Source organism: Pseudonocardia sp. ICBG1293, from assembly GCF_020131355.1.
Classification (GTDB): domain Bacteria; phylum Actinomycetota; class Actinomycetes; order Mycobacteriales; family Pseudonocardiaceae; genus Pseudonocardia.
On sequence record NZ_JAHLEL010000046.1, the window covers coordinates 34,226 to 54,417 of the forward strand.

The following is a 20,192-nucleotide window of genomic DNA, read 5'->3' on the forward strand; positions in this document are numbered from 1 at the left end:
CGAGTGTCTGGGGGCGAGGGCGGGTACGGGCCTGCCGATCATGAAGTTATCTACGCTTCGTGATCGTCTGGAGGCCGCGTGCCCACCCTGCCATCATGGCTGACCGAGCCGTTGTGGGACCAGTTCACCGCGCTGCTGCCTCATCGAGACGAGTTCGATCCCACCCATCCGCTGGGCTGCCATCGCCGCCGGATCGCGGATCGGATCGTGTTCGACAAGCTCCTGCAGGTACTGCGGTTCGGCTGCTCGTATGAGGGCATCGCTGACAGCACCTGCTCGGCGACCACCATCCGCGATCGTCGTGACGAGTGGATCAGGCTCGGGGTCTTCGCCCAGCTGCGTCGGATCGTCCTGGACGCCTACGACCGCATCGTCGGTCTGCTGCTGCACGACATCGCCGTCGATGGCGCCATCACCAAGGCCCCCGGCGGCGGCGAGGTCGCCGGTCCGTCGCCGGTGGACCGGCGCAAACAGGGTATGAAACGTTCGGTGCTCGTCGAGGGATACGGCATCCCGCTGGGCCGAGTCCTGGCCGGAGCCAACCGGCACGACTCCCCGCTACTGGGCCCCACCCTCGACCGCCTCGATGCTCTCGGCCCGCTGCCCGACGACATCACCGTGCACCTCGACGCCGGCTATGACTCCGGCAAGACCCGCGACACGCTGGCCGAACGAGGCCTGCACGGCGAGATCGCGCACAAGGGTGAGAAAGCGCCGATCCAGGCCACCCGCCGCTGGCACGTCGAGCGGACCAACGCTTGGCACAACAGCTTCAACCGGCTGCAGCGCTGCTACGAACGACGAGAAATCGTCGTCGACGCGTTCTTCGACCTCGCCGACACGATCGTCACACTCCGTAGCTTGATTCGGCAGGCCTGGACCACACACCGCTGGAACGCCCGACCTGCACGACGTCCATGATCACCAACCAATCCGCGCGACCTCTTAGAGGTCATTTCAGAACGAGGTCGACGTGTCTGTTGTAGACGACAAGCGGCTATCTGACCTGCCGTTTGATCTGTCGTCGAGGGGTCAATGGAAACTCGACAAGTCGTTCTGAAACGACCTCTTAGAGCGTCCGGCAGTAGAGGTGGCCGTGTGTCGGTGTTGGTAGAGACACGGACCTGCAAGTGATCATGGGATTGCTGATGTCCTGATGGTCGCCTGGAGGGTCCGTGCCTCTATTGCCAGAATCGCTGATCGACCCCCTCTGGGTCGAGTTCGCTGCCCTGATCGAGGCAGAGCGGCGCCCGGAGTTCGACCCGGCCCATCCGTGGGGATGTCACCGCCGCCGTATCCCCGACCGCCTGGTGTTCGAGCACGTGCTCGCGGCGTTGGTGCACGGCAGCGGCTACGAACGCATCGCCACCCCCGGCTGCTCGGACCGCACGATCCGCCGCCGTCTCGCCCAGTGGGCCGCCGCCGGCGTCGGGGAGCAGGTCCTTCGGGCCGCGCTGGCCGGCTATGACCAGATGATCGGTCTCGACCTCGACGATCTGTCTGCCGACGGAGCGATCACCAAGGCTCCCTGCGGTGGCGAGGTCGCCGGCTGTAACCCGGTCGACCGGGGCAAACAGGGCACCAAACGCTCCGTGGTCTGCGACGGTGCGGGGATCCCGCTGCACCTGATCAGCGCCCGCGCCAATGACCACGACTCGCCGTTGCTGAAACCGACCCTGATCGGGATCTACGACATGATCGGGCCGCTGCCCGAGCGACCGTGCCTGCACCTGGACCGGGGCTATGACTCAGGCAAGACCCGCGATCTGCTCGAACGACTCGGGTTCGACGCACAGATCGCCACCAAGGGCCGGCCCGCCCCGATCCAGGTCGGTAAGCGGTGGCCGGTCGAGCGCACCCATTCCTGGATGAACGGCTACGGCAAGCTGCGCCGGTTCACCGATCGCCGGAAGATCATCGTCGAGTTCTACCTCGACCTCGCCGCCGCGCTCACCGTGATCCGCCGGCTGATCAACCGTGCCCGCAGCCGCTACCGCTGGACAACCCGACCCACGACCCGTCGACTCCGATAACCATCAATCGCCGGGCGCTCTTAGAGGTCATTTCAGAACGAGGTCGACGTGTCTGTTGTAGACGACAAGCGGCTATCTGACCTGCCGTTTGATCTGTCGTCGAGGGGTCAATGGAAACTCGACAAGTCGTTCTGAAACGACCTCTAAACCTGTGCAACTCAGGTCCGACCCCCGATGGATTCTCGGGGCGGAGCACGGTGCGTGGTGGCCGGCTCCGTCCCCGGACCGGGTTCCGCTGCTCCCGCGCGGAAGCACCCCGGGGGCCCGCCCCTCCGTAGGGCACCGCTGCACGGCACCCCCGACCGTGTCGCAGAGCTTCTCGGGACGTCACAGCCCCTGCACGGGCTGCGAGGTCGCCGGAACCTGTGCGACGTTCAGCGGCCGCGGAGAGCAACGCGACCGCGGGCCCCGGTACCGGTGCGCGCAGGTGCGACCGGCGTCGCCGAGCAGGCGGGTCGCGAGCGACGAGCCGACGGCCTGGCGACCTGGAGATCGACGGAGGTCGCGGTGCCGGCAGCGGCCCCGAATGCCGACAACGGCCCGAGTGTCTGGAGCAGCCTGAAATCCGACGACGGCTTGGCGTCCGGACCGATCACCACGACCGGCCGCCGAACATCGACCCCGGGGCCGTCCCGGGCGGACCGGACACGGCCAGAAACGAGAAATGCCCCGAACCATCAGGTCCGGGACATCTCCCACCCACATTGAATGTCGGCGACGACCTACTCTCCCACACCCTGGCGAGTGCAGTACCATCGGCGCAGGAAGGCTTAGCTACCGGGTTCGGAATGGGACCGGGCGTTTCCCTACCGCAATGACCACCGACAACACTATTCAACAAACCCCACCACAAAAACGGGTGGGGGACCAACGAACACACAACCCGCACAGGGTTGTGAGCTCAGGGTCACACAGTGGATGCGAACAACTCGTTGTGGCAAGCCCTCGGCCTATTAGTACCGGTCAACTCCACCCCTCACAAGGCTTCCATCTCCGGCCTATCAACCCAGTCATCTCCTGGGAGCCTTACCCACTCAAAGGTGGTGGGAGACCTCATCTTGGAACAGGCTTCCCGCTTAGATGCCTTCAGCGGTTATCCCTCCCGAACATAGCCAACCAGCCGTGCCCCTGGCGGGACAACTGGCACACCAGAGGTTCGTCCGTCCCGGTCCTCTCGTACTAGGGACAGCCTTCCTCAAGTCTCCAACGCGCGCGGCGGATAGGGACCGAACTGTCTCACGACGTTCTAAACCCAGCTCGCGTACCGCTTTAATGGGCGAACAGCCCAACCCTTGGGACCTACTCCAGCCCCAGGATGCGACGAGCCGACATCGAGGTGCCAAACCATGCCGTCGATATGGACTCTTGGGCAAGATCAGCCTGTTATCCCCGGGGTACCTTTTATCCGTTGAGCGACACCCCTTCCACAAGGTGGTGCCGGATCACTAGTCCCGACTTTCGTCCCTGCTCGACCCGTCAGTCTCACAGTCAAGCTCCCTTGTGCACTTACACTCAACACCTGATTGCCAACCAGGCTGAGGGAACCTTTGGGCGCCTCCGTTACTCTTTGGGAGGCAACCGCCCCAGTTAAACTACCCACCAGGCACTGTCCCTGAACCAGATCATGGCCCGAGGTTAAGACACCCAATTCGACCAGAGTGGTATTTCAACAACGACTCCACCACCACTGGCGTGATGATTTCACAGTCTCCCACCTATCCTACACAAGCCGAACCGAGCATCAATACCAAGCTATAGTAAAGGTCCCGGGGTCTTTCCGTCCTGCCGCGCGTAACGAGCATCTTTACTCGTAGTGCAATTTCGCCGAGTCTGTGGTCGAGACAGCGCCCAAGTCGTTACGCCATTCGTGCAGGTCGGAACTTACCCGACAAGGAATTTCGCTACCTTAGGATGGTTATAGTTACCACCGCCGTTTACTGGCGCTTAAATTCTCCGCTTCGACCCCGAAGGAGCTAACAGGTCCTCTTAACGTTCCAGCACCGGGCAGGCGTCAGTCCGTATACATCGTCTTGCGACTTCGCACGGACCTGTGTTTTTAGTAAACAGTCGCTTGGGCCTGGTCTCTGCGACCGGCCGTCCCTAGCCCGCAAGGAGCCTCAAGACAACCGGCCCTCCTTCTCCCGAAGTTACGGAGGTATTTTGCCGAATTCCTTAACCACAGTTCGCTCGATCGCCTCGGTATTCTCTACCTGACCACCTGTGTCGGTTTGGGGTACGGGCCGCAACAGCACTCGCTAGAGGCTTTTCTCGACAGCATGGGATCACTCTCTTCGCCTCAATCGGCTACGCATCACCTCTCACCCTTCACGATCCCCCGGATTTACCTAGGAAATCAGGCTACAGGCTTACACCACGACAACCACCGCGTGGCGGAGCTACCCTCCTGCGTCACCCCATCACTTACCTACTACCAGATCGGATCCCACGCTCCCCCACAAACAACACTCCCGAAGGAGCGAAGGTGGGTTCGGATGGTTAGCATCACCGGCCTCGGCATGGACGCACTATCACGAGCACGGGAATATCAACCCGTTGTCCATCGACTACGCCTGACGGCCTCGCCTTAGGTCCCGGCTCACCCTGGGCGGAACAACCTGGCCCAGGAACCCTTGGTCATCCGGCGGCAGAGATTCTCACTCTGCATTCGCTACTCATGCCTGCATTCTCACTCCCACACCCTCCACCCGTAAATCACTCCCGGGCTTCACCAGATGCAGGACGCTCCCCTACCCAACAACACAACAGTGTCATTGCCACGGCTTCGGCGGTGCGCTTGAGCCCCGCTACATTGTCGGCGCAGGACCACTTGACCAGTGAGCTATTACGCACTCTTTCAAGGGTGGCTGCTTCTAAGCCAACCTCCTGGCTGTCCGGGCGATCCCACATCCTTTCCCACTTAGCGCACGCTTAGGGGCCTTAGCCGGTGATCTGGGCTGTTTCCCTCTCGACCACGAAGCTTATCCCCCGCAGTCTCACTGCCGCGCTCTCACTCACCGGCATTCGGAGTTTGGCTGACTTCGGTAAGCTTGTCGGCCCCCTAGGCCATCCAGTGCTCTACCTCCGGTAAGAAACACACGACGCTGCACCTAAATGCATTTCGGGGAGAACCAGCTATCACGAAGTTTGATTGGCCTTTCACCCCTACCCACAGCTCATCCCCCAGGTTTTCAACCCTGGTGGGTTCGGGCCTCCACGACGTCTTACCGACGCTTCACCCTGGCCATGGGTAGATCACTCCGCTTCGGGTCTACACCCCGCGACTACAACGCCCTATTCGGACTCGCTTTCGCTACGGCTACCCCACACAGGTTAACCTCGCCACGAAGCATAACTCGCAGGCTCATTCTTCAAAAGGCACGCCATCACCCCGTCCGAAGACTCAAGGCTCTGACGGCTTGTAAGCACACGGTTTCAGGTACTATTTCACTCCCCTCCCGGGGTACTTTTCACCTTTCCCTCACGGTACTTGTCCGCTATCGGTCATCAGGTAGTATTTAGGCTTGACGGGTGGTCCCGCCAGATTCACAGCGAATTTCACGGGCTCGCTGCTACTCGAGAACACGCCCACAACAGAACCAGACATTTTCGCGTACGGGGCTATCACCCACTACGGCCGACCATCCCAGAGTCGTTCCGCTAACACCGGCTCTTGCTGTCCCATCCTCGGCAGAAGATGAACGACACGTCTCACAACCCCGCACCCGCAACACCTGCCGGCTTGACACGGACACGGTTTAGCCTCTTCCGCTTTCGCTCGCCACTACTCACGGAATCACTATTGTTTTCTCTTCCTGTGGGTACTGAGATGTTTCACTTCCCCACGTTCCCTCCACGCACCCTATGAATTCAGGTACGGGTAACGCCCCATGACGGGCGCTGGGTTTCCCCATTCGGACACCCTCGGATCACAGCTCGGTTGACAGCTCCCCGAGGCCTATCGCGGCCTCCCACGTCCTTCATCGGCTCCTGATGCCCAGGCATCCACCATGTGCTCTTAACAACTTGACCACAACAAGATGCTCGCATCCACTATGCAACACTCAACCCACAACCACACCAGACCAAGAAGAAGCCACCACACCCGGAACCAACCGGGGCGTTAGGACAACCCTCAACCTGAGCGGCCAAAGAAAACAACCCACAGCTCCGAAGAACCTCGGGGTGTCCCCTCAGGACCCAACAGTGTGCCAAGCCAAACGGTCCGACGACCTGCGTTCCACCCAACGCACCCGACCCACGAACGGGGCCGCAAATGCGATTCAATGAAGGAACCACAGACACCTTATGAGCAGAACTCACAGAGTATTGTGGTGCCCCATCACATGATGGGACTCCTTAGAAAGGAGGTGATCCAGCCGCACCTTCCGGTACGGCTACCTTGTTACGACTTCGTCCCAATCGCCAGTCCCACCTTCGACAGCTCCCTCCACAAGGGTTGGGCCGCCGGCTTCGGGTGTTACCAACTTTCGTGACGTGACGGGCGGTGTGTACAAGGCCCGGGAACGTATTCACCGCAGCGTTGCTGATCTGCGATTACTAGCGACTCCAACTTCACGGGGTCGAGTTGCAGACCCCGATCCGAACTGAGACTCACTTTAAGGGATTCGCTCCACCTCACGGTCTCGCAGCCCTCTGTATGAGCCATTGTAGCATGTGTGAAGCCCTGGACATAAGGGGCATGATGACTTGACGTCATCCCCACCTTCCTCCGAGTTGACCCCGGCAGTCTCCCATGAGTCCCCACCATTACGTGCTGGCAACATGGAACAAGGGTTGCGCTCGTTGCGGGACTTAACCCAACATCTCACGACACGAGCTGACGACAGCCATGCACCACCTGCACACCAACCACAAGGGAATCCCTATCTCTAGGGATGTCTGGTGCATGTCAAACCCAGGTAAGGTTCTTCGCGTTGCATCGAATTAATCCACATGCTCCGCCGCTTGTGCGGGCCCCCGTCAATTCCTTTGAGTTTTAGCCTTGCGGCCGTACTCCCCAGGCGGGGCGCTTAATGCGTTAGCTGCGGCACAGAAACCGTGGAATGGTCCCCACACCTAGCGCCCAACGTTTACGGCGTGGACTACCAGGGTATCTAATCCTGTTCGCTCCCCACGCTTTCGCTCCTCAGCGTCAGTATCGGCCCAGAGACCCGCCTTCGCCACCGGTGTTCCTCCTGATATCTGCGCATTTCACCGCTACACCAGGAATTCCAGTCTCCCCTGCCGAACTCAAGTGATGCCCGTATCGACCGCACGCTCAGAGTTAAGCCCCAAGTTTTCACGGCCGACGCGACACACCGCCTACGAGCTCTTTACGCCCAATAATTCCGGACAACGCTCGCACCCTACGTGTTACCGCGGCTGCTGGCACGTAGTTGGCCGGTGCTTCTTCTCCAGGTACCGTCAATTGCTCTTCGTCCCTGGCGAAAGAGGTTTACAACCCGAAGGCCGTCATCCCCCACGCGGCGTCGCTGCGTCAGGCTTCCGCCCATTGCGCAATATTCCCCACTGCTGCCTCCCGTAGGAGTCTGGGCCGTGTCTCAGTCCCAGTGTGGCCGGTCGCCCTCTCAGGCCGGCTACCCGTCACCGCCTTGGTAGGCCATCACCCCACCAACAAGCTGATAGGCCGCAGGCCCATCCCCCACCGAAAAAACTTTCCACCACCAACCATGCGATCAATGGTCCTATCCGGTATTAGACCCAGTTTCCCGGGCTTATCCCAGAGTGGAGGGCAGGTCACCCACGTGTTACTCACCCGTTCGCCGCTCGTGTACCCCCGAAAGGGCCTTACCGCTCGACTTGCATGTGTTAAGCACGCCGCCAGCGTTCGTCCTGAGCCAGGATCAAACTCTCCAACAAAACCCTGACAAACAAACAACTGGCCACAACACCCGACGGGGTCGAATGCTGCAACCACAATTTGGCACAAAACGCCAAACCGAATAAAAATAGCTCGACACACTGTTGAGTTCTCAAAAGACCCCCGCACCGCACTCACCCACCCCCACACAAGGAGCAGGATCCTGAAGACGGATCATCTCGACCCACCAAGACAATCACACCGAGAAACTCGGCGAACCACCGGGGGTCATGTCCGCGGGGCCTGTTGACCGGGCCTCCCAGGCCCGTTCTGTCCGGCTCACTCGCTGACAGGAAGAAAGTTACGGCACGGTGTCCGGGGTCGTCAAACCGGGGGGTACCTACGGCGTACATCCGATGTCGTCGCAGGTCACGATGCTGGAGACGGGCCGACACACGGTTATCGAGACCCCCTCACCAGGCGTTCCGGCCGATCACCGTCTTGTGTGACGCCGACCACGGTCACTTCGCCGCGGGTGGCCGACGTGGTCTTCTCGGTGGTCGGGCCACCACCCGACCGGGTCGTCGATCGGTCGTTGACCTGCGTCGTCAGGTCCATGGGCGGACGTGGTGACGGTCCTTCCGACGTCCGTGCACCGGGTCCGTGCGTTCCGGCGACGCTCTGCCGTTCCGGGTCGGGTGGCAGGTGGGCGGGCCGGTCGCCCCCTCCCGCTCGTGGTGCCGTCGGCGGCGCCCGGCCGAGCGGACGCCCGGTCCGGCGACGCTGCCCGGCCGGGACCGCCGGAGCTCGTCGTCGGCCGCCCGCCGGAGCTGATCCGGCACCGGCGGGCCGTGCAGCTCCTCCCGCTCCGTTCCGCGGCCCGCAGCCGGAGGGGACGTCGCGCCACCGCCGTCCCGACGGGGCCGACGTCCGATGTTCCGTCGGAACGACGCCCAGGAGGACGGTCCGACCTGCGAGGACGACCGATGGTGGTCTCCCGTCCGGCGCCGTCACCGCATCAGGGGGGTATCCGTGCCCGTTCCTGCGCGTTGGTCCGTCGAGTGCTCCTCGTCGGGTCCTGCAGCGCGTCGGGGGCGAATGCGCGACGCGATCCGACGAGGAGCACTCCCTTCTCCCCTCCTCCTGCACGGTGCGGCCGTCAGGCACCACCGCACGGACGGGATCAGGGAGCGGCCGGAGCCGCCGGTCCCGGAGCGGCGGGCGCCGCCGGTGCCGCGGGTCCACCCGGACCCGGAACCGTCGCGCCCGGGGCCGCACCGGCAGCGGGCGGCGTCGGAGCGGTGGCCCCCGGGGCGACACCCGCAGCGGGCGGCGCGGGCGGCGTCGGAGCCCCGACAGGCGGCGCACCCCCCGCACGACCCGGCCCACCGGCCGGACCGCAGGCACCCGGCCCACCGGGTCCGCCGGGGCCGGCACCGTCCGGGCCACGCCCCGGCCCGTCGGACTCCCGACCGGGCGCCTCGGGACCACCGGGGCCGCGACCGTCCGCGGCGACGGCGGAACGGGCCGGACCGTCCCCCGGGCCGGCGAACGCGGTCCCCACGACCAGCCCGCTCGCGGTGGCTCCGACGACCAGGCCGATGACGCCTGCCGCGACCACGGGCAGTGCCGACCGGCGTCGCAGGGAGGCGAACCGGCGACGACGCGGCGGGTCACCCGCATCGGAGGCTGCGGCGACCGTCCCTCCGTCGTGCGCACCGTCCCGCGGCTGTGGGCCCGGGGTGTGTGCGGTGGGGGCGTCGTCGGCGGGGACCGGCGGCTGCCGGTCGGTGGGACGGTCGTCGTCGCGCGGGGTGCGGTTCTCGTCGTTCATGGTTCTCCTCGGAAGCGTGCCGAGCCCGATCACGGGCAGCGGCGGGTCGCGGGCCGCCGGACGGCGGACCGCTGCAGGTCGGGTCGGTCCGGTCAGCCGGCGGGGGGCCGCGCGGCGTCGACGACGTCGCGGGCGGCGGAGGTGGTGGCGGGCAGCAGCTCCGACACCGAGTCGACGACCCGGCTGCCGCCCAGGGACTGCGCGAGCGTCGTCACGGGGGCGAGCGCCTCGGCGCTCACGACGGCCGGGACCACCCACGAGACCAGCCAGATCACCAGCAGCGCGGTCACGGCACCGGTGACGGCGCCGACCACGCGGTCCAGGAGGGACAGCTTGCCGCGGGCGAGCACCCGGCTGACCAGGCCACCGAGGAACCCGCCGACCAGCGAGCCCAGCAGGAGGCCCGCGACCACCCCGGCGAGGCCCCACAACCAGGCCGAGTCCGGGGTGTCGCCGTAGCGGGCCAGGTTCGAGCCCCAGGCCGCGCCGAGGCCCGCCCCGACCACGAGGCCGAGCAGGCGTCCGGCCCGGGCCACACCGCCGAGACGGCGGAACCCGCCGATCGCGGCGGCCACCACGATGATCAGGACGATCACGTCGAGCAGGGTCATCTCTTCCTCTCCGCGCCGCGGGCCGGGCGGCCCGTCGTCTCGGTGTCGGACACGACAGTGCCCGCGCCACCTGAGACGGACCTGAAGACGGCGGGGTCTTCAGCTCCCCCTCAGCCTCGCGGCGCACCCTTGTCCGGTGAACACACGCCAGGGCGACGACGGACGAGGCCCCACGACCCGGGTCCTGGTCCTCGAGGACTCCGACGCCATCCGCGAGTCCGTCGTGGACGCGCTGGCCGATGCCGGGCACGTGGCCGAGGGCGTCGTCGACGGCACCGCGTTCGAGGAGCGGCTCGCCGCGTTCCGGCCGGATCTCGTCGTCCTGGACGTGATGCTGCCGGGCGGGCGCGACGGCTTCGAGCTGATCGACGTCGTGCGGGGCCACGGGGACGCCGGGATCGTCATGCTCACCGCCCGCGACGCGCTGGCCGACCGGCTCCGCGGACTGGACGCCGGCGCCGACGACTACGTGCTGAAGCCGTTCGCGCTCGACGAGCTGGTCGCCCGGGTCGCGTCGGTGCTGCGCCGCCGGGGCCGGCTGCCGTCCGCGGTGCAGGTCGGCGACCTGCTCCTCGACCCGGATGCCGCCGTCGCCTCCCGCGGGGGGAGGTCGCTGGAGCTGTCGGCGACCGAGCTGCGGCTGCTCACCTACCTCACCGAGCAGCGCGGACGCACGGTGTCCAAGGCGCAGATACTGCGCGCCGTCTGGGGCTACGACGCCTACGACCCCAACCTCGTCGAGGTCCACGTGTCGGCGCTGCGCCGCAAGCTGGAGGCGCCCGGCCCCCGGCTGCTGCACACCGTGCGGGGCCTCGGCTACTCGCTGCGCGGGCCGGCGTGAGCTCCGCCGCCGCGCGGGGCCGCACCCCGGCGCAGGCCCGCACCGCCACGCCGTCGCTGCGGCGCCGGGTGACCGCCGCGGTGCTCGGGGTGGTGGCGGTGCTGCTGGTCCTGGTGGTGGTGCTCGTCGACGTCGCGCTCGGGGCCCGTCTGGAGTCCGACCTCGACTCCCGGCTGCGGGACCGTGTGGTGCAGGCCCAGCAGCTGATCGCGGCGGGTGCCACCCCGGCGGAGCTGGTCACCGGTCTGTCGGGCCAGCAGATCCGGATCAAGGTGACCACCGCGGGCGGGAAGGTCCTGGGCGACCCCGGACTGAACGCACCCGGCACCCCACCGCCCGGTGGCCGGCCGGACCGTGCTCCCGGTGGCGACCGCACCGACGTCCCGGGCAGCCCGCCGTCCGCCCCGGCCCCGGGCGGACGCCCACCCGTCCCGCCGGGGACCGGCAGCCGGTCCGTGACCCTCGACGCGGCCGGCGGCGCGACGGTCGAGCTCGTCGCCGACGCCTCCGACCTCACCCAGGTCCGCACCGGGCTGCGCGCGGTGCTGGCGGGATCGGTGCTGCTGACCCTGCTCGTCGCCCTCGGCGCGGTGTCCGCCGTCGTCCGGACCGCGCTGCGGCCGCTCGACCGGATGACCGCGCTCGCCGGGCGGATCACCGCGGGCGAGCGCGACGCCCGGCTCCGGCCCGACCGCCCGCACACCGACCTCGGCACCGCCGCGGCGGCGATGGACGGCATGCTCGACGCCCTCACCGACGCCGAACGGCGCTCCCGCGAGGAGGCCGAGCGGACCCGGGTGTTCCTCGCCGACGCCGCGCACGAGCTGCGGACGCCGCTCTCCGGGATCGCCGCGGTCGCCGAGACGCTGGAACGCGCCGGGCCCGACGTCGATCCCGCGCGCCGCACCCGGCGCCTGGAGCTGCTGCTCGGCGAGACGCGTCGGGCCGGGCGGCTGGTCACCGACATGCTCGACCTGGCCCGCATCGACGGGGGCACCGCGGTGGCGCCGCAGGAGGTCGACGTCGCAGGGATCGCCCGCGCCGAGGCCGGTCGGGCCGCGGTGCTCGCGCCCGGACCGACCGTCGACGGCCACGGACCCGCCGCCGTCGTGCGCGCCGACCCGCAGGCGGTGTCGCGGATCCTGGCGAACCTGCTCGACAACGCGCGCCGGCACACCCCCGACGGCGGCCGGATCGACGGCGCCACCGCGTCCGACGTCGCGTCCGGGACGGTGTCGGTCACGGTGCGCAACACCGGCGCCCCGATCCCCGACGGCGACCGCGAGCGCGTCTTCGACCGGCTCGTCCGGCTCCAGGACGCCCGCGACCGGGACAGCGGCGGCGCCGGTCTCGGGCTGGCGATCGCCCGCGGCCTGGCCCGCGCGCACGGCGGCGACCTCACCTGCCCACCCGACGACGGGGGCGCCACCTTCGTCCTCACCCTGCCCGTGGCGGGCCCGGGCGGCGTCGGCGGACTACCGTCGTGACGTCACGCAACCGTCAGTGCGACATCGTCCGATCCGGGAGGCCGCGGTGACCGAGGAACCGCGGATCCCCCGGGGTCTGGTCATCGCGTCCGGCCTGGCCTGGCGCGGCCTGCTCGTCGCGACCGCCGTCGCCGTCGTGCTGTGGCTGATCGCCCAGCTCGCGGTGCTGGTGGTGCCGGTGGTGCTCGCGCTGATCCTGACCGCGCTCCTCGCGCCCGTGGCCCGGATCGTCAACCGGGTCCCGCTGGTGCCCCGCGGCGTCGCCACCGGGGTCGTGGTCGCAGGCGGGCTGGCGGTGGCGGTCGGGGTGCTGTGGTGGGCGGTCGCGGCGTTCCTCGACGGCCTGCCGGGCCTCTCGGCGAGCATCGGGGAGTCCGTCGTCGCCCTGCGGGACCGGCTGGCCGCACCCCCGTTCCGACTCGACGACGCCTAGTACTCCAGCCGCAGTTTGTGATATTGATGTGCGCTAAGCTTCGATCTTGTGCAGGTGGAGGAGGATCTCGAGGCGTGGGCCGGTGGCCTGGATGGGCTGTTCGGGCTGGTGGCGGGCCGGTTCTTCCGGACGGAACCGCGGCGTCGGGCGCGGGCGTATGTGCGGGGGTTGTTGGCGCCGTTGGCGGGGAAGAACGGGTGGACGCTGGCCGAGGTCGCCGGTGACACGACTCCGGATGGGATGCAGCGGCTGCTCAACTCCGCGACCTGGGATGTCGACGGTGTCCGTGATGACCTGCGGGATTACGTCGTCGAGCACCTCGGCGAGTCCGGTGGGGTGCTGATCGTCGATGAGACCGGGTTCCTGAAGAAGGGGACGAAGTCGGCGGGGGTGCAGCGCCAGTACTCGGGCACTGCCGGGCGGGTGGAGAACTGCCAGCTCGGAGTCTTCTGTGCCTATGCCACGAGCAAGGGCCGGACGTTGATCGACCGCGAGCTCTACCTGCCCAAGTCCTGGACCGGTGATCGGGAACGCTGCCGAGCCGCGGCGGTGCCTGAGGAGATCGAGTTCGCCACCAAGGCCACGCTGGCCAAGGAAATGCTCGGCCGTGCCCTCGATGCCGGGGTTCCCGCAGGATGGGTGACCGCGGACGAGGCATACGGGCAGGACTACAAGTTCCGCACCTGGTGCGAGCAGCGCCGGATCGGCTACGTCGTCGCGGTTCCGCGCAGCCAGTCCGTCCCGTTGTCCCTGGACGCCGACATCTGTCAGATCAGCGGCTCACGACGGGCCGACGACCTGGTCGCCCGCGCTCCCGGACGGGCGTGGAAGCGCCGCTCAGCCGGTCCGGGTGTGAAGGGAGAACGCTTCTACGACTGGGCCGTGGCCTCGCTGTATCCGCCCGAGAACGCCCCGGCCGGATGGGGCCGATGGCTACTGGTCCGACGTCAGATCCTCACCGACACACAGCTCTCCGCCGGCGAGGAGCCCGATCTGGCCTACTACCTGTGCGCCGGCCCGCCCGGCACCACCGACGACGATCTCATCCGCGTCGCCGGCCCGCGGTGGGCGATCGAGGAGTGCTTCCAGACCGCGAAGAACGAGGTCGGGCTCGACCACTATCAAGTGCGGCGTTACGACGCCTGGTACCGCCACGTCACCCTGGCTATTCTCGCCCACGCCTACCTCTCGGTCACCGCGGCGATCGCCCCAAAAGACCTGATCACGGGCTCATCCCGCTCACCCTCGCCGAGATCCGACGTCTCCTGGCACCTCTGATCCACATTCCCACCCAGGCGCCGTGCTGGGCCTGGTCGACCTGGCGACGTCGCCACCAACACCGAGCCCGCGAAAGCCACTATCGACGACGAAGACAGCTCAGCTAACGAAGTGCGGCTGGAGTACTAGGCGTGTCTCCTAAGACGTCGTTTCAGAAGTGGTGGGCCCGGTTCTGCCGGTGACGGCGGGGCTGGCAGCATCGGCTGATGGTCGCGCCTCGTGTGTCTGAGAAGACGAAGATTTTCGAGTTGGAGATCGTCCTGACCGAGGTGGTGCCGGCGGTCCGGCGTCGGGTGCAGGTGCCGGGCGAGGTCGACTTGGCGGTGTTGCACGAGGTGGTGCAGTCAGTGATGGGCTGGACGAACTCTCATCTGCACGAGTTCGAGATCGTCGGGCGCCGCTACGGGATCCCAGACCCGGACTGGCCCGGACAGGATGTCGCCGACGAGACGAAAGAGAAGCTGTTTCGGCTGGTCAAGGCTGGTGACCGGTTCGGTTACGTCTACGACTTCGGTGACAACTGGGCCCACGAGATCACCGTCGAGGCGGTCGCGGCCGTCGAGCCGGGAGTGTGCTATCCGCGATGCGTCGCCGGGCAGGGGGCGTGCCCGCCCGAGGACGTCGGCGGGATCGGGGGTATGAGGACTTCCAGGCCGTGCTCGCCGACCCTGACCATCCCGACCGCGCCGAGCGCCTGGAGTGGGCGGGCGGGCCGTTCGACCCGCACCGCTTCGACCCTGACGAGGCCGACCGGGCCTTGGAGTGGCTGGCCTGGCGGCCGCTGGCCCCGACCTCGTAGGCGAGTGCCTCAGCGAGGGCTGGGTCGACCATCACTTCGGCTTCGGCTTGGTGAGGCGGCGGTGGCAGATCAGGGCGCAGGCCAGCGATAACAGCGCGGTGATCGTGGATTCGGCGCGGTCGTAGCGCAGCGCGAGGCGGCGGAAGTCCAGCAGCCAGGACATGGTGCGCTCGACGACCCAGCGGACCCGCCCGAGCCGGGTGGAGTCCTCGATCCCGCGCCGGGCGATCCGCACCCCGATCCCACGCCCACTCAGGTAGCGGCGGCAGCGGGGATAGTCGTAGCCCTTGTCGGCGTGCACCTTGTCCGGCCGACGTCGCGGACGCCCCGGCTGTCCCGCCCGTTCGCGGACGCCGGGGTTGGTGTCCAGCAGCGGGGCGAGCATCCGACTGTCGTGGGTGTTCGCCCCGGTGACCAGCGCATGCAGCGGGAGCCCGCCTCGGTCGCAGAGCACGTGGTACTTGCTGCCCGCCTTCCCGCGATCGGTCGGCGAGGGCCCGGTGGCCTCGCCGCGGCGCTTGGCCCGCACGCTCACGCTGTCCACCGCCGCCCGCGACCAGTCCAGCAGGCCCTGCTGGGCGAGGCGGTCGAGCATCACCCGGTGCAGCTGGGCCCAGACCCCGGCCTGCTGCCACTGCCGTAGCCGCCGCCAGCAGGTCACTCCGGACCCACAGCCGAGCTCGGCGGGCAGCGCGTTCCAGCTGATCCCGGTCTTGAGCACGAACACGATCCCGGCCAGAGCGGCCCGATCCGGCACCCGCGGACGGCCTGTCCGTCCCCGCTTGTGCTTGCGCGGCTTGGGCAGCAGCGGCTCCACCAGCGCCCACAGCTCGTCGCTCACCAATCGCTCGACACAAGATCGCCGCGCCACGACCGGACATGATCAGCTACCAGCGCCGATCCACACAGGACCGACACGCCGACTTCTGAAACGACCTCTTAGAGGTCGCGCGGATTGGTCACAGCTTGGCCGCGGTCGAGTGTCTGGGGGCGAGGGCGGGTACGGGCCTGCCGATCATGAAGTTATCTACGCTTCGTGATCGTCTGGAGGCCGCGTGCCCACCCTGCCATCATGGCTGACCGAGCCGTTGTGGGACCAGTTCACCGCGCTGCTGCCTCATCGAGACGAGTTCGATCCCACCCATCCGCTGGGCTGCCATCGCCGCCGGATCGCGGATCGGATCGTGTTCGACAAGCTCCTGCAGGTACTGCGGTTCGGCTGCTCGTATGAGGGCATCGCTGACAGCACCTGCTCGGCGACCACCATCCGCGATCGTCGTGACGAGTGGATCAGGCTCGGGGTCTTCGCCCAGCTGCGTCGGATCGTCCTGGACGCCTACGACCGCATCGTCGGTCTGCTGCTGCACGACATCGCCGTCGATGGCGCCATCACCAAGGCCCCCGGCGGCGGCGAGGTCGCCGGTCCGTCGCCGGTGGACCGGCGCAAACAGGGTATGAAACGTTCGGTGCTCGTCGAGGGATACGGCATCCCGCTGGGCCGAGTCCTGGCCGGAGCCAACCGGCACGACTCCCCGCTACTGGGCCCCACCCTCGACCGCCTCGATGCTCTCGGCCCGCTGCCCGACGACATCACCGTGCACCTCGACGCCGGCTATGACTCCGGCAAGACCCGCGACACGCTGGCCGAACGAGGCCTGCACGGCGAGATCGCGCACAAGGGTGAGAAAGCGCCGATCCAGGCCACCCGCCGCTGGCACGTCGAGCGGACCAACGCTTGGCACAACAGCTTCAACCGGCTGCAGCGCTGCTACGAACGACGAGAAATCGTCGTCGACGCGTTCTTCGACCTCGCCGACACGATCGTCACACTCCGTAGCTTGATTCGGCAGGCCTGGACCACACACCGCTGGAACGCCCGACCTGCACGACGTCCATGATCACCAACCAATCCGCGCGACCTCTTATCTGCGCGGACCCGCTCGGGCCGGGTCCGCGGTCGGCCCGGACCGACCCGTCCGACGCTCAGATGTGACATCAGGTGCGCGAACATCGGGGCGTCACCGGCCTGGCCAGGGCCGACCAGTACGACCAGCGGGCGGCCGTGTCCGTCAACGAGCTGGTGGATCTCCGTGCCGAGCCCTCCGCGGGAGCGGCCCAACGCGTGATCGGGCGGCTCGATCAGCAGATTCTTGTAGTTCGATCCGGCCCCCTGTGTCCCGCTGCAGGGTCGCGGCGTGTTGGTGAGCGCGGATGATCGTCGAGTCGACCGACACGGCCCAGTCCACGAGACCGGCGGAGTCGGCATCGGCGAGCAGAGCTGCGAGAACCTGGTCCCAGGTGCCGTCACCGCAGTAGCGGCGGTGGCGTTTCCATAGGGTCTGCCACAGCCCGAACTCGACCGGGACATCACGCCAGGCCCGCCCGCAGCGGAACCGGTAGATGATCCCCTCGATCACTCTGCGGTGATCGGCGAACGGGCGCCCTGGCATCCCGTCCGACGAGGGCAGTAACGGCTCGAGTCGGTCCCACTGGGCATCGGTCAGGACGGCACGGCGCGACACCTACTGATCATCGCGCAGGCCCGACCAGCCGGGTTAGGAGACGCGCCCTAGCTCGCGGCCGTCTTCCAGTCACTGCTGGACACCCTGGCGCGCAACCAGGCCGCGCTCGCCAACAACGTGCTCGGCGCCCTGGGCACCGCGGGGGAGCTGGCCGCCGAGACCCTGCTCATGCTCTTCGTGCTGATCTTCCTGATCCACGACGGTGCGCGGATCTGGCGGTTCGTCCTCGGCGCGGTGCCCCGGCACGTGCGCCGCCGCGCGGACGTCGCCGGACGGCGGGCGTTCGCCTCGCTCGTCGGCTACACCCGGGCGACCGTGGTCGTCGCCGCGGTCGACGCGGTGACCGCCGCGGTCGGCCTGTGGCTGATCGGCGTACCGCTGGTCGTCCCGCTGGCGACGCTGATCTTCTTCGGGGCGTTCGTGCCGACCGTCGGCGCCGTCGTCACCGGGATCGTGGCGGTGCTCGTCGCACTCGCCTCCGGCGGCTGGGTGGACGCGCTGCTGGTGATCGGTCTGCTCCTGATCGTCCAGAACGTCGAGGGCTACATCCTGCAGCCGCTGCTGCTGGGCCGGTCGGTGCGGCTGCACCCGCTCGCCGTGGTGCTGCCGATCAGTGCGGGCCTGATCGTCGGCGGGGTGCCCGGCGCCCTGCTCGCGGTGCCGCTGGTGACCCTCGCCGACGCCGGGGTCCGCTCGCTGCGCAGGCCCGGCGACGGGACGCTGAGCGACGCCGGCACCGTCGACCCGCTGGACCCGCGCTCGGCGCGGCCGCTGCGCGGCGAGGGCCCCGGGCCCGTGGCGCTCCCCGGCCCGGTGTGATCCCGCAACCCGGATCCGGGTTTCGAGACACGCCACACCTTCGCAGCTCAGCGCGGTTTGTCGGGGAAGGCGACCGGCTATCCCCCGGGTGCCTCGCTCGACGAACGGAGGACGACGTCATGTCATCGATCGGGTCCGACGCACGCCGGCTGAACGGGTTGCACCGGGTCAGCAGCGCGCTGGTCGGGATCGTGCTCCTGGTGTTCGGGGCGCTGGGTCTCACGGACAACCTCGACTTCTTCTCCACCACCGGGTCCCCGGTGCTGGGGCTGTCCACGAACCTGCTGCTGTCGACGGTGTCGCTGGTAGTCGGGGCACTGCTGGTCGGCGCGGCAGCCCGGGGCGAGCGGTTCGCCTCGACGGTCAGCACGACGGTCGGCGCCCTGTTCCTGCTCTCCGGCGTGGTCAACGTGCTGCTGATCGGTACGCCCTACAACGTGCTGGCGTTCCGGATGCCCAACGTCGTGTTCAGCCTGCTGGTGGGCCTGGTGATGCTGGTCCTGGGCGCATACGGACGGTTCAGCGGGCGGCTGCCCTCGGACAACCCGTACGCCGCGGAGCAGAAGCACGTCGTCGACGCCGAGGGGGGCGACGACCGCGACCAGCGGCTCCCGTCCGGCGCCTCCGAGGTCGCCGCGGCCCGCTCGCTCGCCGAGACCGAGCGGCTCGTCGCGAACGGCGAGGGCACCGACGAGCAGCGCCGCATGCTCGCCGAGGTCGACGCCATCCGGGACCTCGGCGAACGACGTGCGGCATGGCGGTCGCTGACCGAACGCGGCAGCGCACCGGCGTGACCGCGGGCCGCACGGCACCGCGGCGACGCCACGCGACCGGGCCCGTCGGCGTCGTGCCCGAGCCGGTCACCCCGGAGCCGCGCGTCCCGGTCCGCTACCCGCTGCTGCACCAGCGCTGGACCGACGTGGTGTTCCTGCACTGGCGGGCCGATCCCGGGGAGGTGGCGCCGCTGCTGCCGCCCCGGACCCGTCCCGACGTGCACGACGGCGTCACCTGGGTCGGGCTCGTCCACTTCCGGATGCACCGGCTCGGGTTCGGTCCGCTGCCCGGCATCCCGTGGCTGGGCAGCTTCGCCGAGACCAACGTGCGCCTCTACTCGGTGGACACCGAGGGACGCCGCGGGGTCGTGTTCCGCTCGCTCGACGCGGACCGGATGCTGCCCGTGCTCGCCGCCCGGGGTGTCGCGGCACTGCCCTACGACTGGTCGCCCTCGACGGTGTCGGGGCGGATCGCGGAGGGCGAGGAGATCGCCTACTCCTGCACGCGCCGGTTCCCCGGCCCGCGCGGGGTGTCCGCCCGCACCCGGGTCCGCACCGGCGCACCGCTGGCGGTGCCCGGGGAGCTGGAGCACTTCCTCACCGCACGCTGGGCACTGCACACCCGGCGCCCACTGGGCACGGTCCGCTGGCGCAACGACCATCCGCGCTGGCCGCTGCACCGAGCCGAGCTGCTCGACCTCGACGAGGACCTGGTCGCCGCGGCCGGTGCCCCGGTGCCGTCGGGCCCCCCGGACAGCGTTCTCGCCTCCCCCGGTCTCCCCGTCCGGTTCGGCGGCTGGCGGCGGGTCCGTGATCCCCGGTGAGGGACACGCATCCCCCGCTCCCGCGCCGCGCGCCCCGGGTGAGGGCCTGTCGCGTCCGGGGTACGGTGGGTCGTTCAGCGTCCCGGTCCTCCGGGCGCCGACGACCGGCCCGCCCGG

At 68.1% G+C, this 20,192-nt stretch carries 14 protein-coding genes, 3 rRNA genes and 1 pseudogene; 11 read left to right on the forward strand and 7 right to left on the reverse strand.

Features of this window, described 5'->3' with window-relative positions; all coding sequences use genetic code 11:
- The first annotated feature begins 78 nt into the window (after window positions 1–78).
- Both KPF47_RS23280 and KPF47_RS23285 read left to right on the forward strand, forming a co-directional pair.
- The gene (locus tag KPF47_RS23280) at window positions 79–921 is read left to right on the forward strand and encodes an IS5 family transposase (RefSeq protein WP_224386276.1); all 843 of its coding nucleotides are present in this window, start codon (window positions 79–81) and stop codon (window positions 919–921) included.
- 254 nt (window positions 922–1,175) lie between these two features.
- On the forward strand, window positions 1,176–2,033 hold the full coding sequence (locus tag KPF47_RS23285; protein ID WP_224389877.1) for an IS5 family transposase: 858 nt from the start codon (window positions 1,176–1,178) through the stop codon (window positions 2,031–2,033).
- A gap of 709 nt (window positions 2,034–2,742) precedes the next feature.
- Here the strand turns inward: KPF47_RS23285 and rrf are convergent.
- The 5 genes from rrf to KPF47_RS23310 form a co-directional block, all read right to left on the reverse strand.
- Window positions 2,743–2,859, reverse strand: a 5S ribosomal RNA gene (gene rrf, locus KPF47_RS23290).
- Between the two features lie 107 nt (window positions 2,860–2,966).
- A 23S ribosomal RNA gene (locus KPF47_RS23295) occupies window positions 2,967–6,062 on the reverse strand.
- Window positions 6,063–6,393: 331 nt separating this feature from the next.
- A 16S ribosomal RNA gene (locus KPF47_RS23300) occupies window positions 6,394–7,913 on the reverse strand.
- The 16S, 23S and 5S rRNA genes sit together here, the layout of an rRNA operon.
- A gap of 1,124 nt (window positions 7,914–9,037) precedes the next feature.
- Window positions 9,038–9,688, reverse strand: a complete 651-nt coding sequence (locus tag KPF47_RS23305; protein ID WP_224390959.1) for a hypothetical protein — start codon at window positions 9,686–9,688, stop codon at window positions 9,038–9,040.
- Between the two features lie 92 nt (window positions 9,689–9,780).
- Window positions 9,781–10,299, reverse strand: a complete 519-nt coding sequence (locus tag KPF47_RS23310; protein ID WP_224390960.1) for a CvpA family protein — start codon at window positions 10,297–10,299, stop codon at window positions 9,781–9,783.
- 136 nt (window positions 10,300–10,435) lie between these two features.
- On the opposite strand from KPF47_RS23310, the gene KPF47_RS23315 reads away from it, so the two are divergent.
- The 5 genes and pseudogenes from KPF47_RS23315 (at window position 10,436) to KPF47_RS23335 (ending at window position 15,137) form a co-directional block, all read left to right on the forward strand.
- A complete protein-coding gene (locus tag KPF47_RS23315; RefSeq protein WP_224390961.1) occupies window positions 10,436–11,140 on the forward strand; it encodes a response regulator transcription factor in 705 nt (234 codons plus the stop codon).
- Complete coding sequence (locus KPF47_RS40385) at window positions 11,137–12,627, forward strand: cell wall metabolism sensor histidine kinase WalK (protein WP_224390962.1); 1,491 nt, start codon at window positions 11,137–11,139, stop codon at window positions 12,625–12,627. The genes KPF47_RS23315 and KPF47_RS40385 overlap by 4 nt, the downstream gene beginning before the upstream one ends.
- A 46-nt stretch (window positions 12,628–12,673) precedes the next feature.
- Window positions 12,674–13,060 (forward strand): hypothetical protein, encoded by a 387-nt coding sequence (locus KPF47_RS23325; protein ID WP_224390963.1) that lies wholly within the window; start codon window positions 12,674–12,676, stop codon window positions 13,058–13,060.
- A gap of 54 nt (window positions 13,061–13,114) precedes the next feature.
- On the forward strand, window positions 13,115–14,338 hold the full coding sequence (locus KPF47_RS23330; RefSeq protein ID WP_374108788.1) for an IS701 family transposase: 1,224 nt from the start codon (window positions 13,115–13,117) through the stop codon (window positions 14,336–14,338).
- A 206-nt stretch (window positions 14,339–14,544) separates the two neighbouring features.
- Window positions 14,545–15,137: pseudogene (locus tag KPF47_RS23335) on the forward strand (plasmid pRiA4b ORF-3 family protein).
- Between the two features lie 31 nt (window positions 15,138–15,168).
- On the opposite strand, the gene KPF47_RS23340 reads toward KPF47_RS23335, so the two are convergent.
- Window positions 15,169–16,008, reverse strand: coding sequence for an IS5 family transposase (locus tag KPF47_RS23340; RefSeq protein ID WP_224386569.1), 840 nt, complete (start codon window positions 16,006–16,008; stop codon window positions 15,169–15,171).
- Window positions 16,009–16,192: 184 nt separating this feature from the next.
- On the opposite strand from KPF47_RS23340, the gene KPF47_RS23345 reads away from it, so the two are divergent.
- Window positions 16,193–17,035, forward strand: coding sequence for an IS5 family transposase (locus KPF47_RS23345; RefSeq protein ID WP_224386276.1), 843 nt, complete (start codon window positions 16,193–16,195; stop codon window positions 17,033–17,035).
- A 171-nt stretch (window positions 17,036–17,206) separates the two neighbouring features.
- On the opposite strand, the gene KPF47_RS23350 is transcribed toward KPF47_RS23345, so the two are convergent.
- The gene (locus tag KPF47_RS23350) at window positions 17,207–17,659 is read right to left on the reverse strand and encodes an IS5 family transposase (protein ID WP_224390964.1); all 453 of its coding nucleotides are present in this window, start codon (window positions 17,657–17,659) and stop codon (window positions 17,207–17,209) included.
- A gap of 72 nt (window positions 17,660–17,731) precedes the next feature.
- Between KPF47_RS23350 and KPF47_RS23355 the strand changes: the two genes are divergently transcribed.
- The 3 genes from KPF47_RS23355 to KPF47_RS23365 all read left to right on the forward strand — a co-directional run bounded on the left by KPF47_RS23355 (window position 17,732) and on the right by KPF47_RS23365 (window position 20,075).
- Window positions 17,732–18,478 (forward strand): AI-2E family transporter, encoded by a 747-nt coding sequence (locus KPF47_RS23355; protein ID WP_305080465.1) that lies wholly within the window; start codon window positions 17,732–17,734, stop codon window positions 18,476–18,478.
- A gap of 119 nt (window positions 18,479–18,597) precedes the next feature.
- Window positions 18,598–19,272 carry a DUF4383 domain-containing protein gene (locus KPF47_RS23360; RefSeq protein ID WP_224390965.1) on the forward strand — a complete coding sequence of 225 codons (675 nt, stop codon included), beginning with the start codon at window positions 18,598–18,600 and terminating at the stop codon, window positions 19,270–19,272.
- Between the two features lie 53 nt (window positions 19,273–19,325).
- Entirely contained in the window at window positions 19,326–20,075 is a 750-nt protein-coding gene (locus KPF47_RS23365) for a YqjF family protein (protein ID WP_224390966.1), read from the forward strand.
- The last annotated feature ends 117 nt before the right edge of the window (window positions 20,076–20,192 follow it).

Bases quoted from the DNA above. Each gene is read 5' to 3' on its own strand.
- KPF47_RS23360 (WP_224390965.1), top strand. From the start codon at position 18,598: ATGTCATCGATCGGGTCCGACGCACGCCGGCTGAACGGGTTGCACCGG.
- KPF47_RS23305 (WP_224390959.1), bottom strand. From the start codon at position 9,688: ATGAACGACGAGAACCGCACCCCGCGCGACGACGACCGTCCCACCGAC.
- KPF47_RS23310 (WP_224390960.1), bottom strand. From the start codon at position 10,299: ATGACCCTGCTCGACGTGATCGTCCTGATCATCGTGGTGGCCGCCGCG.